This window comes from Paenibacillus sp. TSA_86.1 (assembly GCF_052691815.1).
Genome location: NZ_JBQZGE010000002.1, coordinates 315,114 through 340,524, shown reverse-complemented (window position 1 = coordinate 340,524; position 25,411 = coordinate 315,114). Strand labels below are relative to the sequence as shown.

21 protein-coding genes are annotated in these 25,411 nt (G+C 43.1%); 16 read left to right on the top strand and 5 right to left on the bottom strand.

The window, feature by feature from the left end; genetic code table 11:
* Nucleotides 1–350 precede the first annotated feature (350 nt).
* The 7 genes from nirB (at nucleotide 351) to ACUTVW_RS07585 (ending at nucleotide 7,833) form a co-directional block, all read left to right on the top strand.
* Nucleotides 351–2,792: a nitrite reductase large subunit NirB gene (gene nirB / locus ACUTVW_RS07615; protein ID WP_445645210.1), complete on the top strand. Its 2,442-nt coding sequence runs from the start codon at nucleotides 351–353 to the stop codon at nucleotides 2,790–2,792.
* Between the two features lie 20 nt (nucleotides 2,793–2,812).
* A complete protein-coding gene (locus ACUTVW_RS07610) occupies nucleotides 2,813–3,178 on the top strand; it encodes a nitrite reductase (NAD(P)H) small subunit (RefSeq protein WP_445645486.1) in 366 nt (121 codons plus the stop codon).
* Nucleotides 3,171–4,004, top strand: coding sequence for a uroporphyrinogen-III synthase (locus ACUTVW_RS07605; protein WP_445645209.1), 834 nt, complete (start codon nucleotides 3,171–3,173; stop codon nucleotides 4,002–4,004). The genes ACUTVW_RS07610 and ACUTVW_RS07605 overlap by 8 nt, the downstream gene beginning before the upstream one ends.
* Before the next feature lie 359 nt (nucleotides 4,005–4,363).
* Entirely contained in the window at nucleotides 4,364–5,701 is a 1,338-nt protein-coding gene (locus tag ACUTVW_RS07600; protein WP_445645208.1) for an ABC transporter substrate-binding protein, read from the top strand.
* 84 nt (nucleotides 5,702–5,785) lie between these two features.
* The gene (locus tag ACUTVW_RS07595; protein ID WP_445645207.1) at nucleotides 5,786–6,682 is read left to right on the top strand and encodes a carbohydrate ABC transporter permease; all 897 of its coding nucleotides are present in this window, start codon (nucleotides 5,786–5,788) and stop codon (nucleotides 6,680–6,682) included.
* Nucleotides 6,683–6,728: 46 nt separating this feature from the next.
* Nucleotides 6,729–7,532, top strand: a complete 804-nt coding sequence (locus ACUTVW_RS07590) for a carbohydrate ABC transporter permease (protein ID WP_445645485.1) — start codon at nucleotides 6,729–6,731, stop codon at nucleotides 7,530–7,532.
* Nucleotides 7,510–7,833 (top strand): family 43 glycosylhydrolase, encoded by a 324-nt coding sequence (locus tag ACUTVW_RS07585; protein ID WP_445645484.1) that lies wholly within the window; start codon nucleotides 7,510–7,512, stop codon nucleotides 7,831–7,833. The genes ACUTVW_RS07590 and ACUTVW_RS07585 overlap by 23 nt, the downstream gene beginning before the upstream one ends.
* A 664-nt stretch (nucleotides 7,834–8,497) precedes the next feature.
* Here the strand turns inward: ACUTVW_RS07585 and ACUTVW_RS07580 are convergent.
* Complete coding sequence (locus tag ACUTVW_RS07580; protein WP_445645206.1) at nucleotides 8,498–9,424, bottom strand: NADP-dependent oxidoreductase; 927 nt, start codon at nucleotides 9,422–9,424, stop codon at nucleotides 8,498–8,500.
* A gap of 296 nt (nucleotides 9,425–9,720) precedes the next feature.
* Here ACUTVW_RS07580 and ACUTVW_RS07575 point away from each other — a divergent pair, with 296 nt between their 5' ends.
* Both ACUTVW_RS07575 and ACUTVW_RS07570 read left to right on the top strand, forming a co-directional pair.
* Complete coding sequence (locus tag ACUTVW_RS07575) at nucleotides 9,721–10,041, top strand: winged helix-turn-helix transcriptional regulator (RefSeq protein WP_445645205.1); 321 nt, start codon at nucleotides 9,721–9,723, stop codon at nucleotides 10,039–10,041.
* Nucleotides 10,042–10,407: 366 nt separating this feature from the next.
* Nucleotides 10,408–12,384 (top strand): sigma-70 family RNA polymerase sigma factor, encoded by a 1,977-nt coding sequence (locus tag ACUTVW_RS07570; RefSeq protein ID WP_445645204.1) that lies wholly within the window; start codon nucleotides 10,408–10,410, stop codon nucleotides 12,382–12,384.
* Nucleotides 12,385–12,529: 145 nt separating this feature from the next.
* On the opposite strand, the gene ACUTVW_RS07565 is transcribed toward ACUTVW_RS07570, so the two are convergent.
* Both ACUTVW_RS07565 and ACUTVW_RS07560 read right to left on the bottom strand, forming a co-directional pair.
* Nucleotides 12,530–12,949 (bottom strand): helix-turn-helix domain-containing protein, encoded by a 420-nt coding sequence (locus ACUTVW_RS07565; protein WP_445645483.1) that lies wholly within the window; start codon nucleotides 12,947–12,949, stop codon nucleotides 12,530–12,532.
* The gene (locus ACUTVW_RS07560; protein ID WP_445645203.1) at nucleotides 12,918–13,433 is read right to left on the bottom strand and encodes an AraC family transcriptional regulator; all 516 of its coding nucleotides are present in this window, start codon (nucleotides 13,431–13,433) and stop codon (nucleotides 12,918–12,920) included. Before ACUTVW_RS07560 ends, ACUTVW_RS07565 begins: the two co-directional genes overlap by 32 nt.
* 139 nt (nucleotides 13,434–13,572) lie before the next feature.
* Between ACUTVW_RS07560 and ACUTVW_RS07555 the strand changes: the two genes are divergently transcribed.
* From ACUTVW_RS07555 to ACUTVW_RS07530, 6 genes are all read left to right on the top strand, one after another.
* On the top strand, nucleotides 13,573–13,923 hold the full coding sequence (locus tag ACUTVW_RS07555; protein WP_445645202.1) for an SDR family NAD(P)-dependent oxidoreductase: 351 nt from the start codon (nucleotides 13,573–13,575) through the stop codon (nucleotides 13,921–13,923).
* Complete coding sequence (locus ACUTVW_RS07550) at nucleotides 13,812–14,264, top strand: SDR family NAD(P)-dependent oxidoreductase (protein ID WP_445645201.1); 453 nt, start codon at nucleotides 13,812–13,814, stop codon at nucleotides 14,262–14,264. The genes ACUTVW_RS07555 and ACUTVW_RS07550 overlap by 112 nt, the downstream gene beginning before the upstream one ends.
* Before the next feature lie 757 nt (nucleotides 14,265–15,021).
* Complete coding sequence (locus tag ACUTVW_RS07545; RefSeq protein ID WP_445645200.1) at nucleotides 15,022–15,468, top strand: hypothetical protein; 447 nt, start codon at nucleotides 15,022–15,024, stop codon at nucleotides 15,466–15,468.
* Between the two features lie 634 nt (nucleotides 15,469–16,102).
* On the top strand, nucleotides 16,103–17,299 hold the full coding sequence (locus tag ACUTVW_RS07540) for a sensor histidine kinase (protein ID WP_445645199.1): 1,197 nt from the start codon (nucleotides 16,103–16,105) through the stop codon (nucleotides 17,297–17,299).
* A gap of 25 nt (nucleotides 17,300–17,324) precedes the next feature.
* Complete coding sequence (locus ACUTVW_RS07535; protein ID WP_427051275.1) at nucleotides 17,325–17,969, top strand: response regulator; 645 nt, start codon at nucleotides 17,325–17,327, stop codon at nucleotides 17,967–17,969.
* 187 nt (nucleotides 17,970–18,156) lie between these two features.
* Complete coding sequence (locus ACUTVW_RS07530) at nucleotides 18,157–20,370, top strand: MMPL family transporter (RefSeq protein ID WP_445645198.1); 2,214 nt, start codon at nucleotides 18,157–18,159, stop codon at nucleotides 20,368–20,370.
* Between the two features lie 15 nt (nucleotides 20,371–20,385).
* On the opposite strand, the gene ACUTVW_RS07525 is transcribed toward ACUTVW_RS07530, so the two are convergent.
* Both ACUTVW_RS07525 and ACUTVW_RS07520 read right to left on the bottom strand, forming a co-directional pair.
* The gene (locus ACUTVW_RS07525) at nucleotides 20,386–20,997 is read right to left on the bottom strand and encodes a TetR/AcrR family transcriptional regulator (protein WP_445645197.1); all 612 of its coding nucleotides are present in this window, start codon (nucleotides 20,995–20,997) and stop codon (nucleotides 20,386–20,388) included.
* 205 nt (nucleotides 20,998–21,202) lie between these two features.
* Nucleotides 21,203–22,801, bottom strand: a complete 1,599-nt coding sequence (locus ACUTVW_RS07520; protein WP_445645196.1) for a response regulator transcription factor — start codon at nucleotides 22,799–22,801, stop codon at nucleotides 21,203–21,205.
* Between the two features lie 280 nt (nucleotides 22,802–23,081).
* Here ACUTVW_RS07520 and ACUTVW_RS07515 point away from each other — a divergent pair, with 280 nt between their 5' ends.
* The gene (locus tag ACUTVW_RS07515; RefSeq protein WP_445645195.1) at nucleotides 23,082–25,364 is read left to right on the top strand and encodes a beta-glucosidase; all 2,283 of its coding nucleotides are present in this window, start codon (nucleotides 23,082–23,084) and stop codon (nucleotides 25,362–25,364) included.
* Nucleotides 25,365–25,411: the final 47 nt, after the last annotated feature.

The following is a 25,411-nucleotide window of genomic DNA, read 5'->3' as shown; positions in this document are numbered from 1 at the left end:
TATTTTGATGAGAAAGTTTGAAGGAAGACAATTCGAATGGATCTATATGGAAATTTCCGCATCAGACAAAGAAACGATTCATACACCTCAGAAAATCTCAATGATAGGACAAGAACTTGTACCGATTGCCGATTAGATGTATATCTAATCATTATTTAGTCGTTAATGCATTAAACTAACGGTTAGGTAATTATTTTGTTAAAAATTAAAATAAGAGTTGCCCTACATAACCCTTCTTTGATATAAATACTATAAATACTGCCAAAAATGGTTCAATTGTAAGTGTGTCGTTTAGTAGGTTACAAGTCTTCTTTGTCATGGATAGGAATATATAGGTAGGAGGTTTCTGCATGGTGAAAGTACAAGAACGCCGGCATTTAGTCTTGATTGGTAACGGGATGGCTGGGATCAACACGGTGGAACAGATCTTAAAACTGGCGCCCAGCACCTACAGGATTACCGTATTTGGGAGTGAACCTTATCCCAACTACAATCGCATTCAGTTATCGTATGTGCTAGAGAAGAGTAAAGCAGTAGAAGACATTATTTTGAATGACAGGAACTGGTATTTAGACAATGGAATAGAGCTATATACCGGAACGACTGTAACACATATTGATACGGAACAAAAAATCGTGAAGGCAGACAATGGTATGGAGGTTCCATATGACAAGCTCATTGTTGCAACCGGTTCCAATCCGTTTATGCTTCCGGTACCAGGAGCAGATAAAGAGGGTATTGTAGGTTTCAGAGATATCGCAGATTGCCAAAACATGCTGCATGCAGCAGATCAGTACAAGAAGGCTGCTGTTATTGGTGGGGGCCTGCTCGGATTGGAGGCTGCCAAGGGGCTACTCAAACTGGGGATGGATGTGACAGTGGTCCATCTGTTTGAGGAGATAATGGAACGTCAGCTCGATCATACCGCCTCACTGATGCTTCAGGCAGAGCTGGAAAGCCAAGGATTGAAATTTGCTACCGGCAAACAGACTGAGGAGTTTCTCGGAGATGATCGGGTCAGCGGTATTCGTTTTACCGACGGAACGACACTGGATGCAGAATTCGTAGTCATGGCGGTGGGAATTCGACCAAACACTGCATTAGCCAAGAAAAGCGGCATTGTGGTTAATAGCGGGATTCTTGTGGATGATTATATGTGTACTTCAGCACCGGATGTTTATGCAGTAGGGGAGTGTAACGAGCACCGGGGCATTACATATGGGCTGGTAGCTCCACTGTTTGAACAAGGAGCTGTCCTTGCGAAGCATCTGTGCGGAGTGGATACGAAGCCATATGAAGGATCTGTGGTATCTACTCAACTAAAAATATCTGGTGTAGACGTGTTCTCCGCTGGTGAGTTTATGGATGCAGAAGGACTGTCTATAGTGCGGATGCATGATGAGTGGTTACGTATTTACAAAAAAGTGCTCCTGCGCGGCGGACGGATCGTCGGCGGTGTTCTGATTGGTGACGGAAAGGAATCTTCCAGACTGCAGCAGTGGATTCGAACAGGCACTGTAATGACAGAAGCCATTCATAATGCGATTATGGGACAAGCCTCGGTCGAAACCGGGAATACAGCCGCAGAGCTGGCCGATGAGGAAATCGTATGCGGTTGTAATGGTGTGACGAAAAAACACATTGTGGATGCCATTAACGAAAAAGGATTAACCACGGTAGAAGAGATCAAGGTGGCCACAAGTGCATCGCGTTCTTGTGGAGGTTGCCGACCGGTTGTAGAGCAAATTCTTCAATATGTGCTCGGGGACAAGTATGATTCAGCGGCGGCTAAACAGGAAGCAATCTGTTCCTGTACCACACTGAGCAGAGATGAAGTCGTGACGGCGATTAAAGAAAAGGGGCTGATCACATCTAAAGAAGTAAGATATGCGCTGGAATGGGATAACCCGGAAGGCTGCTCTAAATGTCGTCCTGCGCTGAACTACTATCTGGGTATGATCTGGCCAACTGAGCATGTGGACGAGAAGGATTCACGTTTTGTGAATGAACGGATGCATGCGAACATTCAAAAGGATGGAACATTTGGCGTTGTGCCGCGGATGTACGGCGGGGTAACCACACCGGACGATCTCAGACTTATTGCTGATATTGCGGTGAAATACAACGTCAAGCTGGTTAAAGTAACCGGTGGTCAGCGGCTGGACCTGCTTGGGGTCAAAAAAGAGGACCTACCAAAGATCTGGAAGGACCTTGGCATGCCGTCCGGTTATGCGTATGCGAAGGCGCTTCGCACGGTCAAGACATGCGTGGGATCACAGTTCTGCCGTTTTGGTACGAAAGATTCGATGGGGATGGGAATAATGCTTGAGAAGAAGTTCGAGCGGTTAGATATGCCGGCCAAGTTCAAGCTTGCCGTTAACGGCTGTCCGCGTAACTGCGCGGAGTCAACAACCAAGGATATTGGGATCGTCGGTAATGAGGGAGCTTGGGAAATTTACGTTGGCGGTAATGGCGGAATTAAAGCCCGACTTGCTGAACTGCTGTGTAAGGTGCGAACAGATGAAGAACTTCTGGAGATTGTCGCCGCGTTCATGCAGCACTACCGGGAGACAGGCAAATATCTGGAGCGGACCTCGGAATGGATTGAAAGGATGGGATTGGAATCCGTCACGGAAGCCGTAGTCAATGATCTGGATAACCGCCGGGTTTTGGCTGAGCGAATGGAGGTCGCTCTGGCGCAGGTGAAGGAACCATGGAGTGAAATCCTGAATAATTCGAATTTAAGGGAAAGGATGTTCGAAGAGATTAGTATCTCTACGAAACAGGACTAGAAACAGGAAGGGGCTGCATGATGGAACCGAAACTGAATAAAAATGAATACACGTATTATCTTGTTGGCAATGTAGATGATTTCACAGAGAGACTGGGACGAGTAGTGCGCTTAGGTAATGAAGAGATTGCGATATTTAAGACAACGGACGGACGTATCTATGCTCTTGAGAATAAAAGCCCTGGTCCGCGCGGAGGCACGATTGCAGAAGGAATTATATCCGGGGACGTCCTGTTCGACCCAATCTGTGACTGGAGGATTTCGTTGACGGATGGTCAGGTGCTTGATCCTGATACGGGACAGGTTCGGACTTATCCGGTTCAGGTTCACGTAAAAGAGGTACGAGTTGGATTACTGAAGAATGGAGGAGAGATTTCCCGTGAGTAAAGACCTTCAGAACAAAAAAATTGTCATTGCCGGCTCGCAAAAGACGGAAGAAATGGCTGAGATTATTGAACGAAGAGGTGGAATCTCCCTTGTCCGGTCACTGCAGGGATTAACGGATTCTAATTCGATTGAAGTGGAATTGGATGTAGAGCGATTTATCGAGCAGGGGGCGGACTGGTTTATTTTCACGACAGGTATTGGTTTTGAAGCCATGATTCAAGCTGCGGAGAGGCTTAACGCTGTATCTGAATTTGAAAATAGATTGAAAGAAACCAAAATCGCCTGCCGCGGTTACAAAACAAACGCCATTTTAAAGAAATCTGGTATTCATCCGGTCGTTTGTGATGACGATGGAACGATTGCCAGTATGATCGAAAAGCTTGAGGTTTTTGATTTTAAAGATCAAAAGGTGTGGATTCAGCTTCATGGCGAGTTATCGTCGCAATTATATCAGTTTATCCAAAGCAAAGGCAGCATGGATGTTCAGCCCGTACTGCCTTATCGTTATCATGCTCCTGATCAGGAAACGCTTGCGTCGATTATGAATGAACTGATTCAGCGAGAAGTGGATGCCGTTTGTTTCACGACAAGAGTACAAGTCGGATATTTGTTTGATTATGCAAGAGAACATGGACGTGAAGAAGAGGTGAAATCCGTCTTTGAACAGGATGTACTGGCTGCCGCTATCGGCAAAGTCACGGCTGAAGCGCTTCGAGATAAAGGAATAAGCCGGATTATCGTGCCGGAGATAGAACGAATGGGTGCTTTAATTGTGGAGATTGCGAATTATTATGAAAGTCAGCGAAGTGGAGTAAAGACAGATTAAAAGGTTCGAATAGGTGGGCTGTAAAACATCACTCATATCATGTCGAGGGACAAGAACATGATCACATTAAAGTCGCTATTTTTAGCGGCTTTTTTTTATTTTATCAGTACGAACAAGTTCTTGGTCAGTCATGATTTGTCAGTGGACAAGAACATTGTTTCATTTAGGTTAGAGCGCCAGCTTTTTCAAAGAGTAGCATCTCCCCATAAACTTTATGATTTTATAATCAATTGGTTATATAAAGCTTATTTCATATATATATTAATACGGCACGTAAAGCGCTTACCGCTTAAATTAACAGAACTAACTAGTCAGCCGACTTTTCAAATGCATAACAAAAAAGAGAGGATGACGAACAAATGAAAAAACGCAGTGCTTTAATCTCCATCGTTACACTTCTTATTATGTCACTTGTCTTTACTGCATGTGGTAATCCTTCTGGTTCAAAAACGGAAACAAAGCAATTAGGGGCTAATGCCGGTGAGAATGCAACAGAATTATCATTTTGGACATTCGTAGATTTGCACGGCAAGCATTTGGATAAAATGCTGGGGTTATGGAACGAGCAGAACCCAGACAGACAGATTAAGTTGAATGTAACGGTTATGCCTTACGATGATATGCACAACAAGCTCTTATTGGCAGTTACAAGCGGAAAAGGTGCTCCTGATATCGCGGATATCGAGCTTGGTAAATTCCCTAAATTCTTGGAAGGTGACAACGTTCCCTTGGAATCTTTGAATGATGTATTTGCACCATACAAAGACGCTGTTGTTCCTTCACGTGTCGAAATTTACTCCAAAGCCGATCAGGTCTATGGCTTTGATTATCACGTAGGTGCTACGCTTGCTTTCTACAACACTGAAATTCTCGAACAAGCAGGTGTTGACTACAAGACAATCAAAACGTGGGAAGATTACAAACAAGCGGGTATCCAGGTTTACGAAAAGACTGGCAAGTACTTAGGTACTGCTGATACATCAGCTTCGTTCCAAGCATCGCTGCTACTAGCTCAGCAAAATGCTGATTTTACAGATGAAAATGGTAATCCAAAAGTGAACTCGCCTGAAATGATTAAAGCGTTTGAAATGTTAGTCGATCTGCAGAAGAACAATGTTATTCATACGATCCCTGGCGGCCAACCCGACACAGAAGAAGCAAAAGGCGAATATAACAAAGGCAACTACGCAAGTGCATTAATGCCTGAGTGGTACATGTCCCGCTTTGTAAACGAAATGAAAGATCTTAAAGGGAAGTATGCAATAGCTCCATTGCCTGTATTCGAAGAAGGTAACCCTCGTTCCGTTGGCTTAGGCGGTACTGGCACAGTTGTTACCAAGAATGGTAAAGACGTTCCGTTGGCAAAAGAATTTGTAGCCTTTGCCAAGCTTTCAAAAGAAGCTACTACGGAAATCTGGAATACACTTGGATTTGACCCAATCAACATGGAAGTATGGAAAGATGATGCAGTTACGAAAAACCCTGAAAATGAATACGTCCAATACTTTAAAACAAATGCATTTGATACTTTAAATGAAATCAAGGACGAAATTAGAGCGATAAAGTCCGTTAAAGCTTCACCAACCATCGGCAATATATTCAATACGGTTACTTTGAATGCGATCTTTGAAGACGGCCAAGACGTGAAGGAAGCGTTGGATGAAGCACAAGCAGCAATTGAACAAGAATTGAAATAAATATATGAAGTAAATGATCTGACTAAACCTGTCGGCAGGTATAGTGGTCGGCAGGTTTAACCATAGTCAAGGGAGATTGAGAATATGATAAAGAAATTTGTATACTCTCAAAAAGTTGCACCATATGTTTTTGTATTGCCATTTATACTTATATTTTTGATATTCTGGTTTTTTCCGCTTATAAATTCATTCGCAATGAGCTTTCAAGATAGAATGTTGGGACAGGATCCTAAATGGATTGGTGAAGCAAATTATTCGAAATTACTTACGGATAAAGTGTTTTTGACATCTATTAGAAATAGCGTTGTGTACATGTTAGGAACTTTAGTGCTGTTGATTCCTTTTCCCATGTTATTCGCCGTTATGATCAATAGTAAGCTAATGATGGGAAGAGAGTTTTTTAAATCTTCATTCTTTCTCCCTGCTTTGACATCTGTCGCAGTTGCGGGTACTATTTTCCGCCTTACATTCGGTGAGATGGAAGGTTCATTAATGAACAGTTTCCTAGGTTTATTTGGTGTAGAGCCTATTAAATTTTTGAAAGACGGAAATTGGAGTATGGCGGCACTTTTAATCCTCGCATGTTGGAGATGGACGGGCGTTAATATGCTTTACTATCTATCGGGTTTGAAAAGCATTGACAATGAATACTATGAGGCTGCTTCAATTGACGGTGCATCTGCTTGGCAGAAGTTTAGAACGATCACAATGCCATTATTGAAGCCGACCACGGTATATGTTACCACAATTAGTGTGTATGCAGGTTTAGCCATGTTTACCGAAAGTCTGATGATGTTCAACGGTAACAAATCACCCCAAAATATTGGTTTAACCATTGTTGGATACCTGTATAGACAAGGGATTGAGCAGAATAAGCTGGGTTACGCAGCTGCAGTTGGTATCATTCTGTTGGTCATTGCTATGGTTATCAATCTAACGCAGTTGAAATTTAGTGGATTGTTCAAAAAGGAGGAGGATTAGAGTGGGCAAAAGTCAGACGACGAATAATTTTATTTCCAGAATAGTAATGATTTGTTTATTCATTATACTATTCGTTATCATTATGATTCCATTCTATGCAGTGACCCTATCTTCCTTTAAACCAGGTGAATCATTAATTAGGTATGGTCTTAACCTAAGCTTGGATTTTGAAATCATGAGTTTTGATAATTTCATCTTTCTGTTTACTGGAGAACATGATTATTTTGTGTGGTTTTGGAACAGTACGATTTTAACCATCGTTCAAGTGGTATTAACACTTTTTGTAAGCGCATTTGTTGCATATGGTTTTGCAGCATATCATTTTAAAGGTAAGAACTTCCTCTTTATATGTGTTTTGCTCATTATGATGGTGCCTTTCGAAATACTGCTGGTTCCTTTGTACAGCCTAATTAATGATTTGGGAATGGTGAATAGTTATTCGGCAATCATTCTGCCTGGTATAGCCAATGCCGCGACCATATTTTTCTTCAGGCAATATCTACGTAGCATACCCAAAGAGATTATTCAATCTGGGCGAGTTGATGGTGCAAACGAGTATGCGATTTATTTCAGACTAATTATGCCGATTATGAAGCCATCCTTTGCAGCAATGGCCATTTTGAATGGTATGAATAGCTGGAATAATCTATTGTGGCCATTCATGGTGCTCGGAGATCAGAGTAAATATACACTTCCAATCGGTTTGAAAACGTTGTTAACTCCTTATGGCAATAACTATGACCTATTGATCGTGGGGTCATTCTTTTCCATCATTCCAATTTTCATACTATTCATTGCTTTTCAGAAATATTTCATAGACGGTATGACTGCAGGCGCTGTTAAAGGATAAGGTTCGTACCAAATGGGAAAGCTTCGCCCTCGATGCCACCTCATGGAGCAAGTCGCAAGCAGCGGTTCTCTCGACAGATGAGAGTATATCAATGTATAGTCCTGGTCATAATTCCTTTACGGTGTCAGAGGACGGCGAAGAGACGCTATTTCTGTTTCACGCAAGAACCTACAAGAACATCTTAGGAGATCCGTTGTACGATCCGAATCGCCATACATTCGTGACAGCGCTTTTGTGGACGGCTGGCGGCAGATCCGATTTCCGGGGCTCTGTTGCAGCACTTGCACGTTCTTTACAATGAACGAGTGTCCCAACAAGCTGGTTCATAGATTAGAGTTCGTTTATCCGACTTCCCAAAGAGAGAAAGGAAGGACATCGAAGGCACCCTAATTGGGTACAGTGTGCCTTCCCGAACTGTGATCAGAGAGAGCTAATGGAAAGGTATGAGAAGGAAGTGGATCTTACTAAAGAAGGGTCAACAGTATTTAGTCTATTTTCTGGGGGAGCAATACCCCATTCATTTTCCTCAGTTAAGGGAAGATATTGCTCAGACAGCAGTAGAGGAAGGCTAAGTATTTCCTTTTACTCATTTTTCATTTCATTTCTTATTATCCTTTCAGAAGTTCATTTTGTAATTAAAAACAAATTAAACATACGTTTAGAATAATTATAAATGATAATATTTTGTCGTAAACACAACAAAAAATGAGTAACTGAAAGACTACGATTACGAAAAACGGTACCAATCCATTTAACCAATAGATGGATTGGGACCGTCTTTACGTGGGATGTCGCGGGACAAGAACACTGCACCATTGCCGAACCCAATTGGACACTTGAATTAATTTGAATGTATTCACTTAATATCGTTATCATCTTCGCCTATAAAACGGTTGTTATTAACGCATCCATTTCTTAATTACTTTTAAGCTGCTTTAATAAAATCGAAAGGACAGGATTATCGATTACTTACTGAAATCAAGCACGAGACGACCCCGAATGCCGCCGGCTTCAAAGCGACGGTGTGCGTTGTAAGCTTGCTCTGCTGGAATGATGTCTGCCACTCGGGGAGTCAAAATCCCCTTTTCAACTTCTTCAGCAATATAACGTAACGAATAGTAACTGGTTAAGGACACATATTCTCCAAAAATCCCTCGATCCAGTTGTCCGGGCCAAGGTCTTAGAAACGCAATCCGTCCATGATCCCGGACGGCTGGAACAACCACTCCCATCTGTGCAGCGGAGTCCGCGAGACCGTCTACACCATCAGGAACCATTTTTCGAATATTATGACCAATCTCTTCGCCGCGACGAACAACCTCATCGGCTCCAAGGTCATAAACAAGCTGTTCGTCTTCAGCGGAAGCATCAGCGATAACACGTAACCCCCGTTTTTTGGCAAGTTGGATTATATACCCACCCACGATTCCAGCCGCACCGGTCACTGCCAAAGTCTGTCCTGGTGCAAGATTAAGTTGGTCCAATGTCGTATGAGCAGTAACACCATTCATTGGTAATGTGCTTGCCGCTGCAAAATCTAAACCCTCAGGTATGCGGGATACATGCTCAGCAGGAACCACAACCTCATCAGCATAGGCACCGCCATAGGGGCTGAATGGAGCTGCAATTGCCATCACACGATCACCAACCTGCCATTTGACTCCACTTCCCACCTCACTGATAACACCTGCTGCCTCTTTTCCAGGAATTAAAGGACGTGCTCTTCCAGCGAAGCCTCCCATTTGTCCAGATCGAAAAGCAATGTCTACAGGGTTAACAGACGCAGCATGCACTCGAATTCGTACTTCTCCGGGACCAGGATGTACCTCTTTTATATCAAAGACTTTTAACTTGTCTGGTCCTCCAAAATCATTCATTCCTACTACACGCATCGACGTACACTCCCTTTATATCGTTTTAAGTACAAAATCATTCTATTGGGGCATTTCAGTTTAGTAAAGTACGCAATTTTTTTACACTAGGTTTACTTTTTTAAACCTATATACGATAAATCGGTTCTAATCTACAGGTATCTACACATGTCTAGTTCTATAAGATTTGGACTAAAACTCTACATTGACAGGGTTTTTATGAAATGTTAGTTTAAATATTATACCTACAAACATTTTGTTACTAAATGTGAATTGTAGTCTTATAAAACTATATTATTTTTGTGAGGTAATACAAGGTGAACCATAATTCAGATGATATCTGTCTTATATCCATAAAAACAATTACAGATATCTTTAGTAGCAAGTGGTCATTTGTGATCATGGGAGAGTTATACTCAAAGCCTAAACGTTTTAATGAATTAAGAAGAAATACAGGGATAAGCACAAAATCTCTCTCTGATGCCCTGAAAAGTTTAGAAGCAAACGGAATTGTGACACGCACTGTATTAACAGCCTCACCCGTTACAGTCGAGTATTCATTAACTGAAAAAGGTCGTGACTTTGAAGGTGTATTTGTCTCAATGAACAAATGGGGAGATAAGTGGCTGAAAGACTAACCTGGAATAACGAATATGGTTCCTTAATTTCCGAATTTATAGATTAACGGATTTTTGTTGCAGTTAAAAGATATAACTTAAAGACAATAGGAGGAATATTGTCGAGGGACAACAACATATTCCCATTGAAGTCGCTATTCTAGCGGCTTCTTTATTTTATCGGTACAGGTTCTTGTCCCAAGCTAAGGACAAGAACTTGTACCGATTGCCGCATTTGACAAGAACATAGTCCGATTCCCGATTAGGTGTATATCTAAATGTACGGACAGCAAAGGAAATAAATTAAGCCAAGTAAAAGAATAATTTTACATTGATAAAAAACCAAATCCCCGAGTTAGCTGTCTATATAACAGGAGGTGAAGGACAATGATAGACGCACAGCAACAAATCAACGCCGCACAAAACGGAGATCACGATGCCTTCGTTTCTCTTATAAAGGATCGAACGGATAAGCTGCACCGAGTGGCTCGCCATTATGTACGGGAGTCCAAAGATGCGGAGGATATCGTTCAGGATGCCCTGGTTAAGGCTTATGAGTCACTGCACACGCTGCAGCAAGCCGAAGCGTTTGAGAGCTGGCTTACCAGAATTGTGGTGAACCGGGCGCTCAATCATCTGGAGAAATCCAAGCGTGTTCACCTGAGCGATGACCCGCAGGTTCACGAGCATGCAGTCGTTAACGATATCGATCAAACCCTGGATCTGGAGCGTGCATTGGCCAGTCTGAATCCAAAGCTGCGTCAGCTCCTGTTCTTAAAGTATAAGAAGGACCTGACCCAGCAGCAAATCGCCCATCTCCTGGATATGCCATTAGGTACTGTAAAAACACAATTACGGAAGGGGCTGGAACATTTGCGCAACGAAATGGCTCAAGATTTTCTCGAACGAGACCTGGATACATTACGCCTGCAGTTAAGACAACAAGCAGAGCACCAGTTTGCCGTTTCACCGGATTATGATCTGATCGTGAATGACTATCAAGAGAATACCATGAGGGGAAAAGGAAAAGGTGAAGCAGGATTTTTGTGGGTTAAATCAGGGAGTGATGACGCCGTTTCTGCTACGCTCTCCAAGGACGGCAACTTGATAGACTATTCCATTTCCTGGGCCTCATTGGACAACGAGACACGGCTATCTGAGGAGAAACTCAAACAGCAGGCAGAACAATTCCTGGAAGATCATTATCCCAGCGCACTGCGTGATTTTCCGTATTGTGAGATGGAGTGGATGGAAGGGATGTTTGGGTACACACGACAACAGAAGGCGATGGGGCTGCCACTTCCTGAGACGGGATGCCTGATTATGGTTCACCCCAGCGGTCGCGTGGTCGGATTTAGGTACTACGGAACCGTTTCAGGACCGGCACTCCCAACCATGATCACATCAGAAGACGAACAGATGGCGTGTATGAAGGCGAATTTTTTGCTACATTTGGAATATTGCGTATTGGACAAAGCCGTGTACACGGATGGTGATGATCAAGTCCATCTTGTTTACGCTCCTCGAAATAGAGGACTAATCTATACTGCATCATCACAGGAGGAAATTTCGACAGCCTATAGGGCAGAAGCTGTCCCCTCTGACTCAAGAACTCTGGACGAGTGGCCAGGTGAGTTTCGGCCCGCGCGAAGCCTAGAAGAGTGGATTGGCGTAGACAACGACCAATTTCAGTTAGTACAAGACGACAAGATTGACTCGAACACCAAGTTAATGGTGTGGAAGCAACAGAATAAAGAACGTCCAGCCAAGAATGACCGGTCTTGGAAGGCCTATTGGGCTGAACAGATGGAGGGAGCGGTCAAGGCGCGAGTAGACAGCCAAACCGGACAACTGATTGACTTTGTTTCGCATGGTAAGCCAGATCAACTAGCTCCATTAACCTGGGATCGAGACGCATGTATAGAAGTAGCTATGGACTATGTCCGAGGATTAGCAGCCGAAATGTTGCCGTATCTCAAGCTTCTAACTGAAGAGACCCATGACGAAGATCGTTTGGAAATCATTCGCTTTGGTGTATATGTTCAAGACGTATCTGTCAGGGATGAATGCTATCAACTAGCTGTTGACCGCTCTAATGGGAGAGTCAAAAGTTTAATGTCCCCCTCCATAAGGGCAGAACAGTTAAAGAAACTGGAGACCGTACCTTCATTTGATTCCCAGACAGCCATCCTCCGATGGACGGCACAGGCCAAGCTGCGTCTGCAATGGGAACGGATGCACAATGCTAGGGCAGAAGAGGCCTCGTACGAACTAGTGTATCGAATGATTGGTAACGAGCACGAGCGGACGCCCGAAGTGCTTGATGCGCATACGGGGAAGTTATACGAAAATACTTTTTACTGACAAACGTAGAACACTAAGTCGCTATTTTAGCGGCTTTTTTTAATTTAACAAGTTCTTGTCCCAAGACAAGGACAAGAACTTGATCCTAATGCCGATTCGTTTTAGGTTGGGCTCTAGCGTTAAATTAACTGGAAACTTGATTTAATTAGATGAACCGCTTGATATCACTCACCGGAGAGAGGCCGAACAGGCGCGTATATTCCCGACTAAATTGGGAGGGGCTCTCATAGCCTACCTCGAACGCGATATCTGCCACGTGAGTAGATTCGGTGAGTAGGCGACGGCGCGCTTCCTGCAGTCGGATTTGCTTCTGATACTGTACCGGAGTCATGGCGGTAAGTTCTTTAAAATGACGATATAACGAGGATGGGCTCATGTTCGCCAGTTCAGCTAATTCTTCGATGCGTAGCAGCTGGTTGTAATCCCTCTTGATCCGCTCGACCACCTCTGCAATAGAGGCATAATTGCTTCCTGCAATGGCAATTTGCTTGAACACATCCGCGTGATCATCGCTAAGGAGTCTATAAATAATTTCACGTATGACGAGGGGGGCAAGTGACGAAATGTCCTTCGGCGTCTCTAAAAGACAGACCTACGAGTCTAACGGCTGCATCGAGGAGGGCGTTATTCATTTTTCCTACGAATAGTCCTTTGTGATATCTATTGGTGCTGCTGGGAAGTAATTCTGTTTCCTTCATGATCTGAAAGATTTGGTTGGCCTCTAAATCCAGACGAATCGCCAAGTAGGGGGCTTCAGGTGAGGGCTGAGTGGCACGGCCGGTTATCGGTACATCCAGGGACACCGCCAGGTAATCGGATACTCCGTATTGGTAGCGCTCATCTGCGAGCATGATAACCTTCTCGCCTTGAGCTACAATGCATAGCGAAGGTTTCTGAATTCTGCATATCGGAACCTCGGAGTGAGAATCTCGAACCAGATGCAATGAAGGGATCGGGGTAGGATGGTCGCCATCTTCACCAGAGAACTTCTCAACGAGTTTTGCAAGTTCCAACTGTTTGAAGTAAGTTTTTTGAGCTTCATCTAGCATGTGCATCGCTCCCATTACTGTGATCAATTTTAATCATTATAAATTCTTGAAATGTATTTGTTAAGCGGATGAGAATAATAGGCAAGAATGTGGAAGTAATATGCTAACGGAATTTAGCCTGGGAGGAACATAATAGGTTGTGACCGGTGCTTCGAAAGGACTGGGACTGTCCTTGGTTAGAAAATTGATTAAGAACGGATACAGAGTCGCTGCAACTTCACGTAATATAGAAGATTTAAAGCAAGCTGTGGGTGAGGTGCCAGAAGGACAATTCCTGCCATTGGCGGTTGATTTGACCCAAGCGGTTTCCATTCAGGCATCCGTGAGCGAAACGTATGAGCAGTTCGGGCAAATAGATGTGGCCGTTAACAATCCTATATGCGGAAGGAGCGTTCAGGGCATATCTTCAATATTTCTTCAATTGCTGGCTTCGCTCCCTCTATGGGCTGGGGTGTGTATGCGGCCACGAAGTTCTCGCTTATGGGATTGACCGAGGTGCTTGCTCAGGATGTGATATCTCTGGGGATCAAAGTGACGGCTGTAGCACCAGGGGGATTTAGAACACATTTTAATAAGCCAGATTCACTTGTTTTGTCTACCAATAAAATAGAGGATTATAGCGAGATTCACTTTGGGCACAACCAGTTCGTAGCGACTGAAGGCAAACAACTTGGCGATCCTGAAAAGGCGGCAGAGGTGTTAATCAATCTTGCGGAATCACCGAATCCCCCGGGAAGTGACGCTTACCGGAGAGCATCCGAAAAGCTGGTTCGATTGCATGAAGAGCTGGAAGCGAACAAGGAGATCAGTTTCCGAACTGATTTTGAATAAGCGTTGTTCAAGAGCTACTTTGGAAAAGAAACAAATATTTAACGAATGATTTAAAATATTGGGGACAGTAAAGAAAAAAATACGATTTGATGTCGAGGGACAAGAACATGTTCCCATTGAAGTCGCTATTTTAGCGGCTTTTTTATTTTATCGGTACAAGTTCTTGTCCCAAGCTAAGGACAAGAACTTGTACCGATTGCCGAAATGGACAAGAACATAGTCCGATTACCGATTAGATGTATATCTAAACAATGCACTCATGGACTTAAAACCTTTTTTAGCACCATAATACATGAAAATGTTCACATTGTTATGGACAACTGACAAATTAAGAGGGGTAAATAACACGTGGTTAGGTATTAAAATCGAACTGAAACTAGCTGCTGAGGACAAGAACTTGTACCGATTAACGTATTGGACAAGAACATGTTCCTATTGCCGATTAGGCGTGTATCTAATCGTCATCCAGACCTTCAATTCATTAAACTAACGGGTAGGTTAGTTTAATACGGAGCTGAAATAAATTCTTTGAATATGAAGTGTTAAAGTGTCTGGTATAATATGGATAGATTAATCTCATAAAATTACATACATTCGTTATCGACGGGACGTACCAAACAGATCGGGATTGTGAATTCTGCAACAGGAGAAATGGTTCATTCCATGCTTACATTCATGAATCAATTTATGGATACAGCCATGGATTACGGCTATCAGACTATTATCTACACATCCCGCAGGGGATAAAGAAATCGAATTGCAGGCTTTTGAAGATTTGCGCAGCAAAAGGGTGGATGGTATTGTCATCATGGCCTGTGTCAACGATCCGAGAATGCTCAAAGATTATTGCCAGTATGGACCCATTGTATCCTGGCAACGCATGGGCAATGACGAGATTACTTCGGTTGCACTGGATCAAGCCAATGGTTATCGATTGGCGCTCGAACATCTCGTATCCAGAGGGTACACGCAAATCGCTAACATGTTCGGAAGGGTGGAGAGCCATAATGTTCAGAGCAGACGCATTGCCTATGAAACATTTATGGAAAGCCGCGGATTGCTCGTGTACAAAGATTGGTATCAATATTCTGTATATTCGGCATCGGATGGAAAGCAGGCGATCATCGGTTTTGATGACAATGAGCTGTCTAGAATGCTCGGCATTACAACGATTCGCAACCCGGTGGAAAGCCGCTACTATTAGCGGCTTCTTTGATTTTGATAGGCATCTTAAAGGGGGAGGTTATCTATAACTTTAGAAGCACACTCTGAAATCTACCATAAAACTTATTATATAAAAAAAAGGTGGAATAGTTGGTTTTAAGGACAAGAACTTGTACCGATTTCCGATTAGATATACATCTAATATTATTACGTGCACTTAAGACTTCATTAAGTACCTAAATACATGAAAATTTTCAAATTTGTTTAAGAGCAACTGACAAGATGAAGGTAAAACATAAGTGCTCAGTATTAGAAGATCGAACATTGGTACGAGAACTTGGAGGTTAGGACAAAAACTTGTTTCGCTTACCGAAATAGACAACAACATGTTCCCCTTTCCGATTAGATAAGTGTCTAAGTTTGAGATGAGTCTCTTTATGAGTGATTGAATCGACTAAGGGCTTCAAGGCTAGAAGGTATTTGATAAAAACCAAATACTTCAAAGACCTAAGAACTTCCTGTACAGAGTCTTTGTCATCAGTTAAATTTACCTAGCAAACGTGTGATAAGTTTTTTCTTTAAAACGCTCTTAGTTTCTTATGTCCGAAAGGGCATGTACTAAAGTACTATTATTCCTGGTGAAAAGAGGTATACTGGATACCGAGGTGAATCTAATGTGGTTTAAAAGAAGACCAAATACCGCTTCAGATGTAAAAGAACATATCGATCCTTTATCCGCTTCACGGATCCCTGTGTTAATATGGCTCTGCCTTGTTACCACTGCAACTCTTATATTACAGAACATGTCAGCACCTACCATTATTTCAAGTGTTTTTTTTGTCATAGTGATGCTCGCCCATAGTTACTTTTACTGGATAACAGGTTCAGTCGTTGCTTATTCTAGGCCGTTATATATTATAATCCAAGCAATTTTAATATACGGTAGTGCTATTCTTATGCCGGATGGCATGCCGGCGATTCTGATTGGTCTTATACCTGTATTGATCGGGCAAACCGTTGCGATCTATTTCGAAACAGCAAAAGTGGTTTTCGTAGCATTTGTGCTCTATGTCATGTTTTGTTCTCTAACTTTATTTAATCGAACTGGCCCTGAGGCGGCATTGCTTGTTTTATTACTTTTACTCATGATGGTTGTAGTCATATCTTACGCGTCATTGTTTTACAAACAAGTAAATGCACGTGTCAGGACCCAAAATTTCTTGCGGGAATTAGAGCTGGCTCACCAAAAAGTAGAGGAACTTACACTCACTAGTGAGAGACAGCGGATGGCAAGGGACTTACATGACACATTGGCCCAAGGTCTTGCCGGAATTATTATGCAGTTGGAGGCTGCTAGTATTCATCAGGAAAAGGGGAATCAGCTCAAAGCACAGGAAATTATACGTAATGCCATGGCACAGGCTAGACAATCACTGGCGGATGCACGACGAGCAATTGATGACTTACGCACAAAATCTACCCCTTCCATCACGCTGAGCGAAGCGTTTCAAGAACAACTGGAACGTTTCCGACAGGCGACTGGCATTACAATTGAATTTCAGGGAGAGCTCTCTTCACAGTTGTCCAAGGTGCAGATGGAGCATATTTTGCATATTTTGAGCGAAACCCTTATGAATATCGCCCGTCACGCACAAGCGAACCTTGTCAAGATAACTACCAGCCATAGCAATAATCAGTTTAATCTGGACATCGTTGATAACGGCCAGGGATTTAACACGGATCACATCGGAAAATTACATGGCCACTACGGCTTGATTGGTATACAAGAGCGCGCTAGACTCATTGGTGGGAGTATTGAGATTGAAAGTAATCCACAGGGAACAGCTGTATACTTAAGCGTTCCATTATAATTGGTAGGAGAAGAGGGATAGCCGCATGAAGCACAAAGTTTTGATTGTTGACGACCATTGGGTTGTTCGAGAAGGTCTGAAGCTTATTCTTGAAACAGATGATAATTATAGCATTGTAGGAGAAGCGAGCGAAGGTGTTGAAGCATTAAAGCTCATGGAAAGTTTAGAACCTGATGTCATCCTGATGGACCTTAACATGCCGGGGGGGCTTGGGGGACTGGATACAATGAAACGAATGCATGAGCAAGGCCTGCTTATTCCCGTTATCATTCTTACTACATATAACGAGGACGAACTCATGATTGAAGGTTTATCCCTGGGTGCCAAAGGATATCTTTTAAAAGATACCAGCCGTGAAAATCTGTTCCGCACATTGGACTCTGCACTTCGTGGAGAGACTTTGCTTCAGCCAGACATTACAGCTAGAGTATTTGCTCATCAGACCCGATCGTTAGCCAAAAAAACGGGGCCTACCTTGCTTAGCGATAAAGAAACGATTGTTCTGCAAGCCATCGCAAGAGGGATGCGTAGCAAGGAGATTGCTTTTGATATGGGCATTGCCGAACGTACGGTGAAAGCTCATCTTACGAATATTTACAACAAACTTGGCGTAGATTCACGGTCTGAAGCGGTTGCTGTCGCTGTCGAAAAGGGACTTCTGCATCTCTAAGTAAAATTAATGACTCGCATTGTCTTGATTTAGCTAACGTACATGCCCAATCATGCCCGATCGTACATTTGGGGAATGCCCTTATGTACGATTTTTTTTCGTCTATTTTTCAATACAATACAGACATAGGGTGGTGATGACACACTTCCTAATTGCAGAAAGTTTTGAAAGGGGCATGACATTTATTATGGCAAAATGGTTATATCGTCTCGGAGCTTGGTCTTCGAGAAAAAGAAAAACAGTAATTACGGCAACACTCACACTTCTCATTGTAATGGCATCTCTCGGTCTAGGCATGGGGACTTCGTTTACAGGTGAGATGACCATACCCGGAACAAAATCCGACCAGGCTGCCGAGGTACTAAACTCAGAATTCCCCGCGTCGGATGGTGGTGGTCAGATTCGTCTAATTTTCAAAGCGAATCAGGGATTGCTCACATCAGAGGGGAATCAATGGAAAATAAAAAAGGCATTGAAAGATGTTAAAACGGATCTGTCCGTCGTCTCCGTTTCCAATCCATACGAAACCATGACACTAAGTCCAGACAAAAAAATCGGATATGCTGATATTACGTACAAACAAGCCGCAAGTGAAGTAGGAGAACATTCAAAAGAACATGTATTAAACATAGCTGAAACATTAACGAAGAATGGAGTGCAGACAGAACTCGGAGGCAGTGTGGCTTTCTCTGAAATTGAAGTAGGCGGCATCTCTGAAGTCATTGGAATTCTGATTGCGTTTATGATTCTGGCTTTTACCTTCACGTCATTTCTTGCAGCCGGATTACCTATTCTGACAGCCGTGATCGGTTTGGGAATTGGCTTGATGACCGTAATCGTTGGATCAAACTTTGTATCCATGTCTTCATTTTCAATCACGCTCGCTGTAATGCTTGCTTTAGCCGTAGGTATTGACTACGCTTTGTTCATTATATCCCGCTACCGTCAACAGCTGGCTGAAGGTTATGACCGTGAGACGGCCATTGCGCAAGCCAATGCTACTGCCGGAGGGTCAGTTGTTTTTGCAGGCCTGACCGTTATTATTGCCCTTGTGGGGCTCTCCGTTGTTCAAATTCCGTTTATAACCATGATGGGCTTGGCCGCAGCAATCAGTGTATTTGTCGCTGTGCTTATTGCCATCATCTTTGTTCCTGCTCTTCTGGCTGTTGCTGGAAATCGGATCAGTCCGGCACGGGAAAATCGCTGGCTGCGCAAATGGTCGGGCCAAAAGAAAGATAAGAACAAAGATAATGCCTGGGGAGGAATGATCACGCGAAAACCGTGGTTAATTTCGATTCTATCCATAGTCATTCTTACCGTATGTACATTGCCATTCCTGCACATGGAACTAGGCTTGCCAGACAGTGGGCTTAAATCAACCGAAACCACGGAACGAAGAGGTTATGATTTATTAGCAGAGGGTTTTGGAGCCGGCTTTAATGGTCCACTTGTCGTTGTAGCCAAAACCAGTGAAGGCAAGGATAGCCAGACCAAGATTGCAGAGGCAACGGCTTACATTAAAGATATTCCCGGTGTTGCAAGTATATCGCCTGCGATCCCTAGTCCTTCAGGACAAGCAGCAATCATTACCGTATTGCCTGAGACTGGACCACATGATATTCGCACGACTGAACTAGTACAAGCTATTCGGGATCAATCGGAGAACGTGCCAAAAAAAGACAAAGTAGAGATTATGGTAACCGGTGGAACGGCAGTCAATATTGATATATCTGAAAAATTACAGGAGGCACTGCCTAAGTTTGCATTGCTTATCGTTGGACTCGCCTTCGTTCTGCTAATGCTCGTATTCCGTTCTATCCTGGTTCCTATTAAAGCCGTTGCCGGCTTCTTGTTCACGTTAGGTTCAACACTCGGTTTTATCGTATGGGTTATACAGGATGGGTACCTCGGTAGCTTGTTCGGCATCCCAGAACCTGGTCCCGTATTGAGTTTCTTACCTATACTTGTAACAGGAATTTTGTTTGGACTGGCAATGGATTACGAAGTATTTCTGGTCAGCAGAATGCGTGAGGATTATACCCACACGGGCGACGCCCACCGTTCAGTAAGAAGTGGATTAACTCACAGCGGGCCTGTGGTTACAGCCGCCGGACTTATTATGATTGCTGTGTTTGCCAGCTTTATTTTTGCCGAGGATACAATCATCAAATCGATGGGGCTCGCCCTTGCATTTGGCATCCTGGTAGATGCCTTTATCGTACGAATGACACTTGTACCAGCTGTCATGACAATACTCGGCAAACACGCTTGGTATTTGCCTAAATGGTTGGATCGACTTCTACCTAATATCGATATTGAAGGTGAATCCATTATGCAAGAGAATATGAATAAGAACAGAGTAACACCAAATACCAAAGTTCAGACGGAATCAAACATTTAAATAAAAAAGATATCTTTAAGCTTTGAGTGCTGAAAGAAACGTCGTTTTTAGAATGTTAAATTGTTGATTCAAGTCTACCCGGGTATTGAATGCATCCGTATCATGCAGCATGGACATTTTTTTGGAGAAATTACCGAATACATTCATCATTGTAATCAATGTTTCTACTGTATTCATGTCAGTGCGCACAGAACCATCCTGTTCGCCTAAATAGGCAAGATCCGTAAACAGGTGGATCAGTTGGTCATATGCATCCTGATAAATCTGTAAGTTCTCCAAGGGTGCTTTAGACAATGCAACATAACATTCAAAAGCTTCTATAAGTTTGGAATTCTGTTGATGATGGGCCTGATGATAGAAAACCAAGGCGTCAAAAATGCGCTCCATTTTTTCATAACACGTACCTTCGTCATTCAATACGTCTTGAAGTATCTCAATTTCTGAATGCACGATGTTAGCTGCAACTTCCACAATAAGGTGTTCTTTCTTTGGGAAGTAACGGAAAATGGTCGCAACGCCCAGTATCGCTTCATTTGCAATTTCCTGCATCGTCGTTTGCTCAAAACCCTGGCGTGCAAATACAGCAGTAGCCGCTTTAATAATTTCGATCCGGCGTTTCTGCCGCAAGCTGGTACGCTCCTGTTCTAACCTTTGTTTGGGCTGAATGAGAATAACCTCCTTAAGTTCAATTAAATTATGCTATCAACTTAGATGTGGTTTGTCAACGAAAGAGGAGTATGCATAATACAAAGAAGAACCTTCCACCCATAATCATCGATGGGATGGAAGGTTTTTTTCATATTATAAATTAACAGATGATCTTGTTGTAAAATTAACGGTTCCGATATTCTTGAGGTGTACAGCCATATTGTTTTTTGAAAATTTTTATAAAATGTGGGGGTGCCATAAACCCAAGCTTTTTGCTCACATCAGCAACTTTCAGGTCGGTTTGGGTCAGAAGATGAACAGCTCTTTGCATGCGAAGCCGAAACAGATAATCGCCAATCGTTTCTCCTGTCGCTGTTTTGTAGACTTTAGACAAGTAGACCGGATGCAGTCCAACATGATCTGCAATAATTTGCAACGAGATCCCGTCTGAAAGATGATTCTGAATGTAAGCATGCACGCTTGAAACAATGTCATCGTGAGTATGCCTGATCTGATTTATCGCTCTGCTTCGATGAAATTGAATTATTTTCTCAGCCCAGGCATATACGCGGTGACTCGAAATTTGACTTTTCTTTCGAATCATCAAATCGAACTCTTCATTGAGGAGCTCATCTAACGTAAAATGTTGTGAGCGGAATACAATGGCAAAGGTAGATGACAGGTACAGCAAACATGTATAAAGAACTTCATGAGACAGGTCCGATCCTTCTCCATCCACTGAAAGCACACGTTTGATTTTGGCGATCGCTTCTTCCCAGTTTCCAGCTTCCAGCAATTGCGGCAGAAGAGGAGGCTCCAAAAGTTGAAGATAACCTTGATCCATCACGGGGTTCGGCAGCTGATCGTCGACGGTAATAAAATAGCTTTTATGCTCACCGACATTTTGTTGAATAACCGCCACGCACCGATTAAAACCTTCGCTTAATCCTTCAGGAAAAAGTCGCTCTTGTCCCAAACAGATGGAGATTGCCCCTTTTAGAAATTTCTGCACATGATTTTGCAGCTTAACCGCAAAAGAATCGACAGAGTTTAGTGTTTTACGATCCTCATGATGAATGAGGAACACCAGATACCCCTGATCGGTAATACAATGCCATAATCCAAATGGAGTGAAAACTTCATCTGCAATATTGGTAATCGCATATTCAAGGAGGGAAAGAGATTGAAGATCATATCCTGAAAATTCCTCTTCCATTCGAATCACCATCATTCGATAGTTGTCTTCCATACGGATAGGAAGATCAAGAATCTTCAGGCGCTCCTCCAAAATGTGCTGACTCATAGGTTTGTTTTGAAGTAAATCATTAAGAAACTGATTTTGCAAAACGGGAAGATTAGCATGTAACATGTGCTGAATCTGCTGCATTGAACTTATATTTTCCCATTCTTGCTCGATATTCTTAATGGCCTCTTCAACAGCCTTGACAAGTGCCTGAGTATCCACAGGTTTAAGCATATAATTCATCGCCTGATAGCGAATAGCTTGCTGGGCATATTCAAATTCATCGTGTCCTGACAAAATAATACTCCGAATGCGAGGAACGGATAAACGAATCAGGCGAATTAATTCAAGACCATCCATTTCAGGCATACGTATATCCGTAATCATCACATCAATCGCAAACCGGGACGTGATATCCAGGGCTTCTTCGGCGGAATAGGCACGATGCACTTCTTCAATGCCGCTATCTTCCCAAGGAATCGTGAGAGCAAGACTATCCACCACAGATTTCTCGTCGTCTACAATTAAAAGGGCATACATAAGTGCAACAACTTCCTTCCTGATGATTAGTCTTCTTATTGTAGGCAATCATCCTAGGCATTACAATCCGGATTTCGATATAAACCTGTAAATATTAAGAAATCGTTATCAGTCTTTGGATGTAGTTATCCATAGATATATAGAAGGATACAAAAATTAAAATAAACCTTGCGAAATGCGTTATGCAATCTTAAGAAAGCGTTATATGCCTTCTTCTCTCTCAACCTTAGAATAAAATAGATACCTTTGAATGATACATAGCGAAAAGGAGTGTCAATGGATGAAACGAGATATTAAACAGCTCATAGATCAAATGACCATCGAGGAGAAAGCCAGTCTGTGTTCCGGCAGCACTTTCTGGACAACTACAGGAATCGAAAGATTGGGTATTCCATCGATTATGCTAGCCGACGGACCACATGGACTACGAAAACAAGATGGAGAATCGGATCATCTGGGGCTGAACGAAAGTGTACCTGCGACTTGTTTTCCTACAGCCAGCGGGCTGGCTAGCTCCTGGAATCGCGACCTGATAGAACAGGTAGGAAGCACCATAGGTAAAGAAGCCCAAACCGAGAATGTAGCTGTTTTACTGGGGCCAGGTGCGAATATCAAGCGCTCCCCGCTGTGCGGACGAAACTTTGAGTATTTTTCCGAAGATCCGTATCTTACGGGTGAACTGGCTTCATCTCACATTCGCGGTGTACAAAGCCAGGGAGTCGGCACTTCGCTGAAGCATTTTGCCGTGAACAATCAGGAGGATCGTCGAATGTCTGTTAATGCCGTAGTGGATGAAAGGACATTACGCGAAATTTACTTAACCGGCTTTGAAAAAGCGGTCAAACAAGCCCAACCATGGACGCTTATGTCTGCCTACAACAAAGTGAATGGGACCTATGCATCGGAGAATCCTTACCTCCTGAATGATATATTGCGAGATGAATGGGGTCATAACGGATTTGTCATGTCGGACTGGGGTGCAGTCAGTGAGATTGTTCCTAGCGTAGCGGCAGGCATGGAACTTGAAATGCCACCTTCCAATGGTGAAGCCCAACGTAAAATTATTCAAGCGGTTGAAGAAGGCACACTCGACATCTCGTTACTTGATCAAGCGGTCGAACGCTTGCTTACGGTTATTTTTAAATGTGCAGATCATATGCAGCAAGATGCCACGTACAATGCTGAAGAGCATCATGCATTTGCAAGACAGGTGGCCCAAGAGACCATGGTATTGCTAAAAAACGAGAATGGAATCCTACCCTTGCAGAAAACGGGTCATATCGCTGTGATTGGAGAACTAGCCCAATCGGCCCGTTACCAGGGCGGGGGAAGTTCACACATTAATCCAACGAAAGTGGACATCCCTTATGAAGAATTGCTTCGTTCTGCCGGGGATCAAGCGCAACTCACCTATGCGCAGGGATATGAACTAAGCTCGGATGAAACCAATGCTCCATTATTACAAGTTGCTCTGGAAACGGCAGCGGCAGCTGATGTAGCCATCTTGTTTGTAGGGTTGCCTGACCGTTATGAATCTGAGGGATATGACCGCAAACATCTTAATCTTCCCAATAATCATCAGGAGCTCATTACCGCTATAGCTGCCGTTCAACCCAATGTAATTGTCGTGTTGAGCAATGGTGCCCCTGTCGTAATGCCTTGGCTCCACAACGCCAAAGCCGTTCTTGAAGCTTATCTGGGGGGGCAGGCTACTGGAGGCGCAATCGCTGATATTTTATTTGGTGATGCCAATCCGAGCGGCAAGCTGGCAGAGACGTTCCCGCGTTCAACAAAGCATAGTCCATCCGCATTGTTTTTCCCTGGTGATGGAAACCAGGTTGAATACAGAGAGGGGATATTCGTAGGTTATCGGTACTATGAAGCTAAAGATATAGAACCGCTGTTTCCTTTTGGTCATGGACTAAGCTACACACAATTTGAATACTCCAACCTGATTGTTGATAAAAGGGAGATCAACGATACAGATTGCATCAACGTCTCGGTAAACATCAAGAATACTGGTTTCGTGCAGGGTAAGGAGATTATTCAATTATATGTTCATGACACAGCATCCCGTGTTACACGTCCAGACAAAGAGCTGAAGGGCTTCACTAAGATAGACTTAAAACCTGGTGAAGAGAAACAAGTCACCCTAACTCTCAATAAACGTTCATTTGCATATTACGATGTAGAGCGATCCGATTGGCATGTGGACAGCGGCGAATTCGAGATATTGGTAGGTGCATCATCTCAAGATATCAGGCTTGCAACAACAGTTGTCGTACATTCTACATCCCGTGAGATTATACCAACATACCATCGCGATACCACCTTCGGGGAGTTGCTTGCAAATCCCAAAACGACGGCGATTCTTTCTCAAATGCAACCTCAAGCGGATCAGGATCAAGGTGAGGTTCAATCCAGTGCAGTATCGGCTGAAATGGTTCAAGCCTCCATGCAATATTTGCCACTGCGGAATCTGATACCTTTCACAGGGATGACAGAGGAAGCCTTATCACAATTACTTGCAGCCTTGAATCAGGCAGTACAAAGTGACACATAGAATCTGATCTTTCTTTTCAGCTTGATTTCAGATAAAAGTCGCCATGA

Bases quoted from the DNA above. Each gene is read 5' to 3' on its own strand.
- ACUTVW_RS07520 (WP_445645196.1), bottom strand. From the start codon at position 22,801: ATGTATGCCCTTTTAATTGTAGACGACGAGAAATCTGTGGTGGATAGT.
- ACUTVW_RS07515 (WP_445645195.1), top strand. From the start codon at position 23,082: ATGAAACGAGATATTAAACAGCTCATAGATCAAATGACCATCGAGGAG.
- ACUTVW_RS07530 (WP_445645198.1), top strand. From the start codon at position 18,157: ATGGCAAAATGGTTATATCGTCTCGGAGCTTGGTCTTCGAGAAAAAGA.
- ACUTVW_RS07570 (WP_445645204.1), top strand. From the start codon at position 10,408: ATGATAGACGCACAGCAACAAATCAACGCCGCACAAAACGGAGATCAC.
- ACUTVW_RS07540 (WP_445645199.1), top strand. From the start codon at position 16,103: ATGTGGTTTAAAAGAAGACCAAATACCGCTTCAGATGTAAAAGAACAT.
- ACUTVW_RS07600 (WP_445645208.1), top strand. From the start codon at position 4,364: ATGAAAAAACGCAGTGCTTTAATCTCCATCGTTACACTTCTTATTATG.
- ACUTVW_RS07560 (WP_445645203.1), bottom strand. From the start codon at position 13,433: ATGCTAGATGAAGCTCAAAAAACTTACTTCAAACAGTTGGAACTTGCA.
- ACUTVW_RS07595 (WP_445645207.1), top strand. From the start codon at position 5,786: ATGATAAAGAAATTTGTATACTCTCAAAAAGTTGCACCATATGTTTTT.
- ACUTVW_RS07535 (WP_427051275.1), top strand. From the start codon at position 17,325: ATGAAGCACAAAGTTTTGATTGTTGACGACCATTGGGTTGTTCGAGAA.
- nirB (WP_445645210.1), top strand. From the start codon at position 351: ATGGTGAAAGTACAAGAACGCCGGCATTTAGTCTTGATTGGTAACGGG.
- ACUTVW_RS07580 (WP_445645206.1), bottom strand. From the start codon at position 9,424: ATGCGTGTAGTAGGAATGAATGATTTTGGAGGACCAGACAAGTTAAAA.
- ACUTVW_RS07590 (WP_445645485.1), top strand. From the start codon at position 6,729: ATGATTTGTTTATTCATTATACTATTCGTTATCATTATGATTCCATTC.
- ACUTVW_RS07550 (WP_445645201.1), top strand. From the start codon at position 13,812: ATGCGGAAGGAGCGTTCAGGGCATATCTTCAATATTTCTTCAATTGCT.
- ACUTVW_RS07610 (WP_445645486.1), top strand. From the start codon at position 2,813: ATGGAACCGAAACTGAATAAAAATGAATACACGTATTATCTTGTTGGC.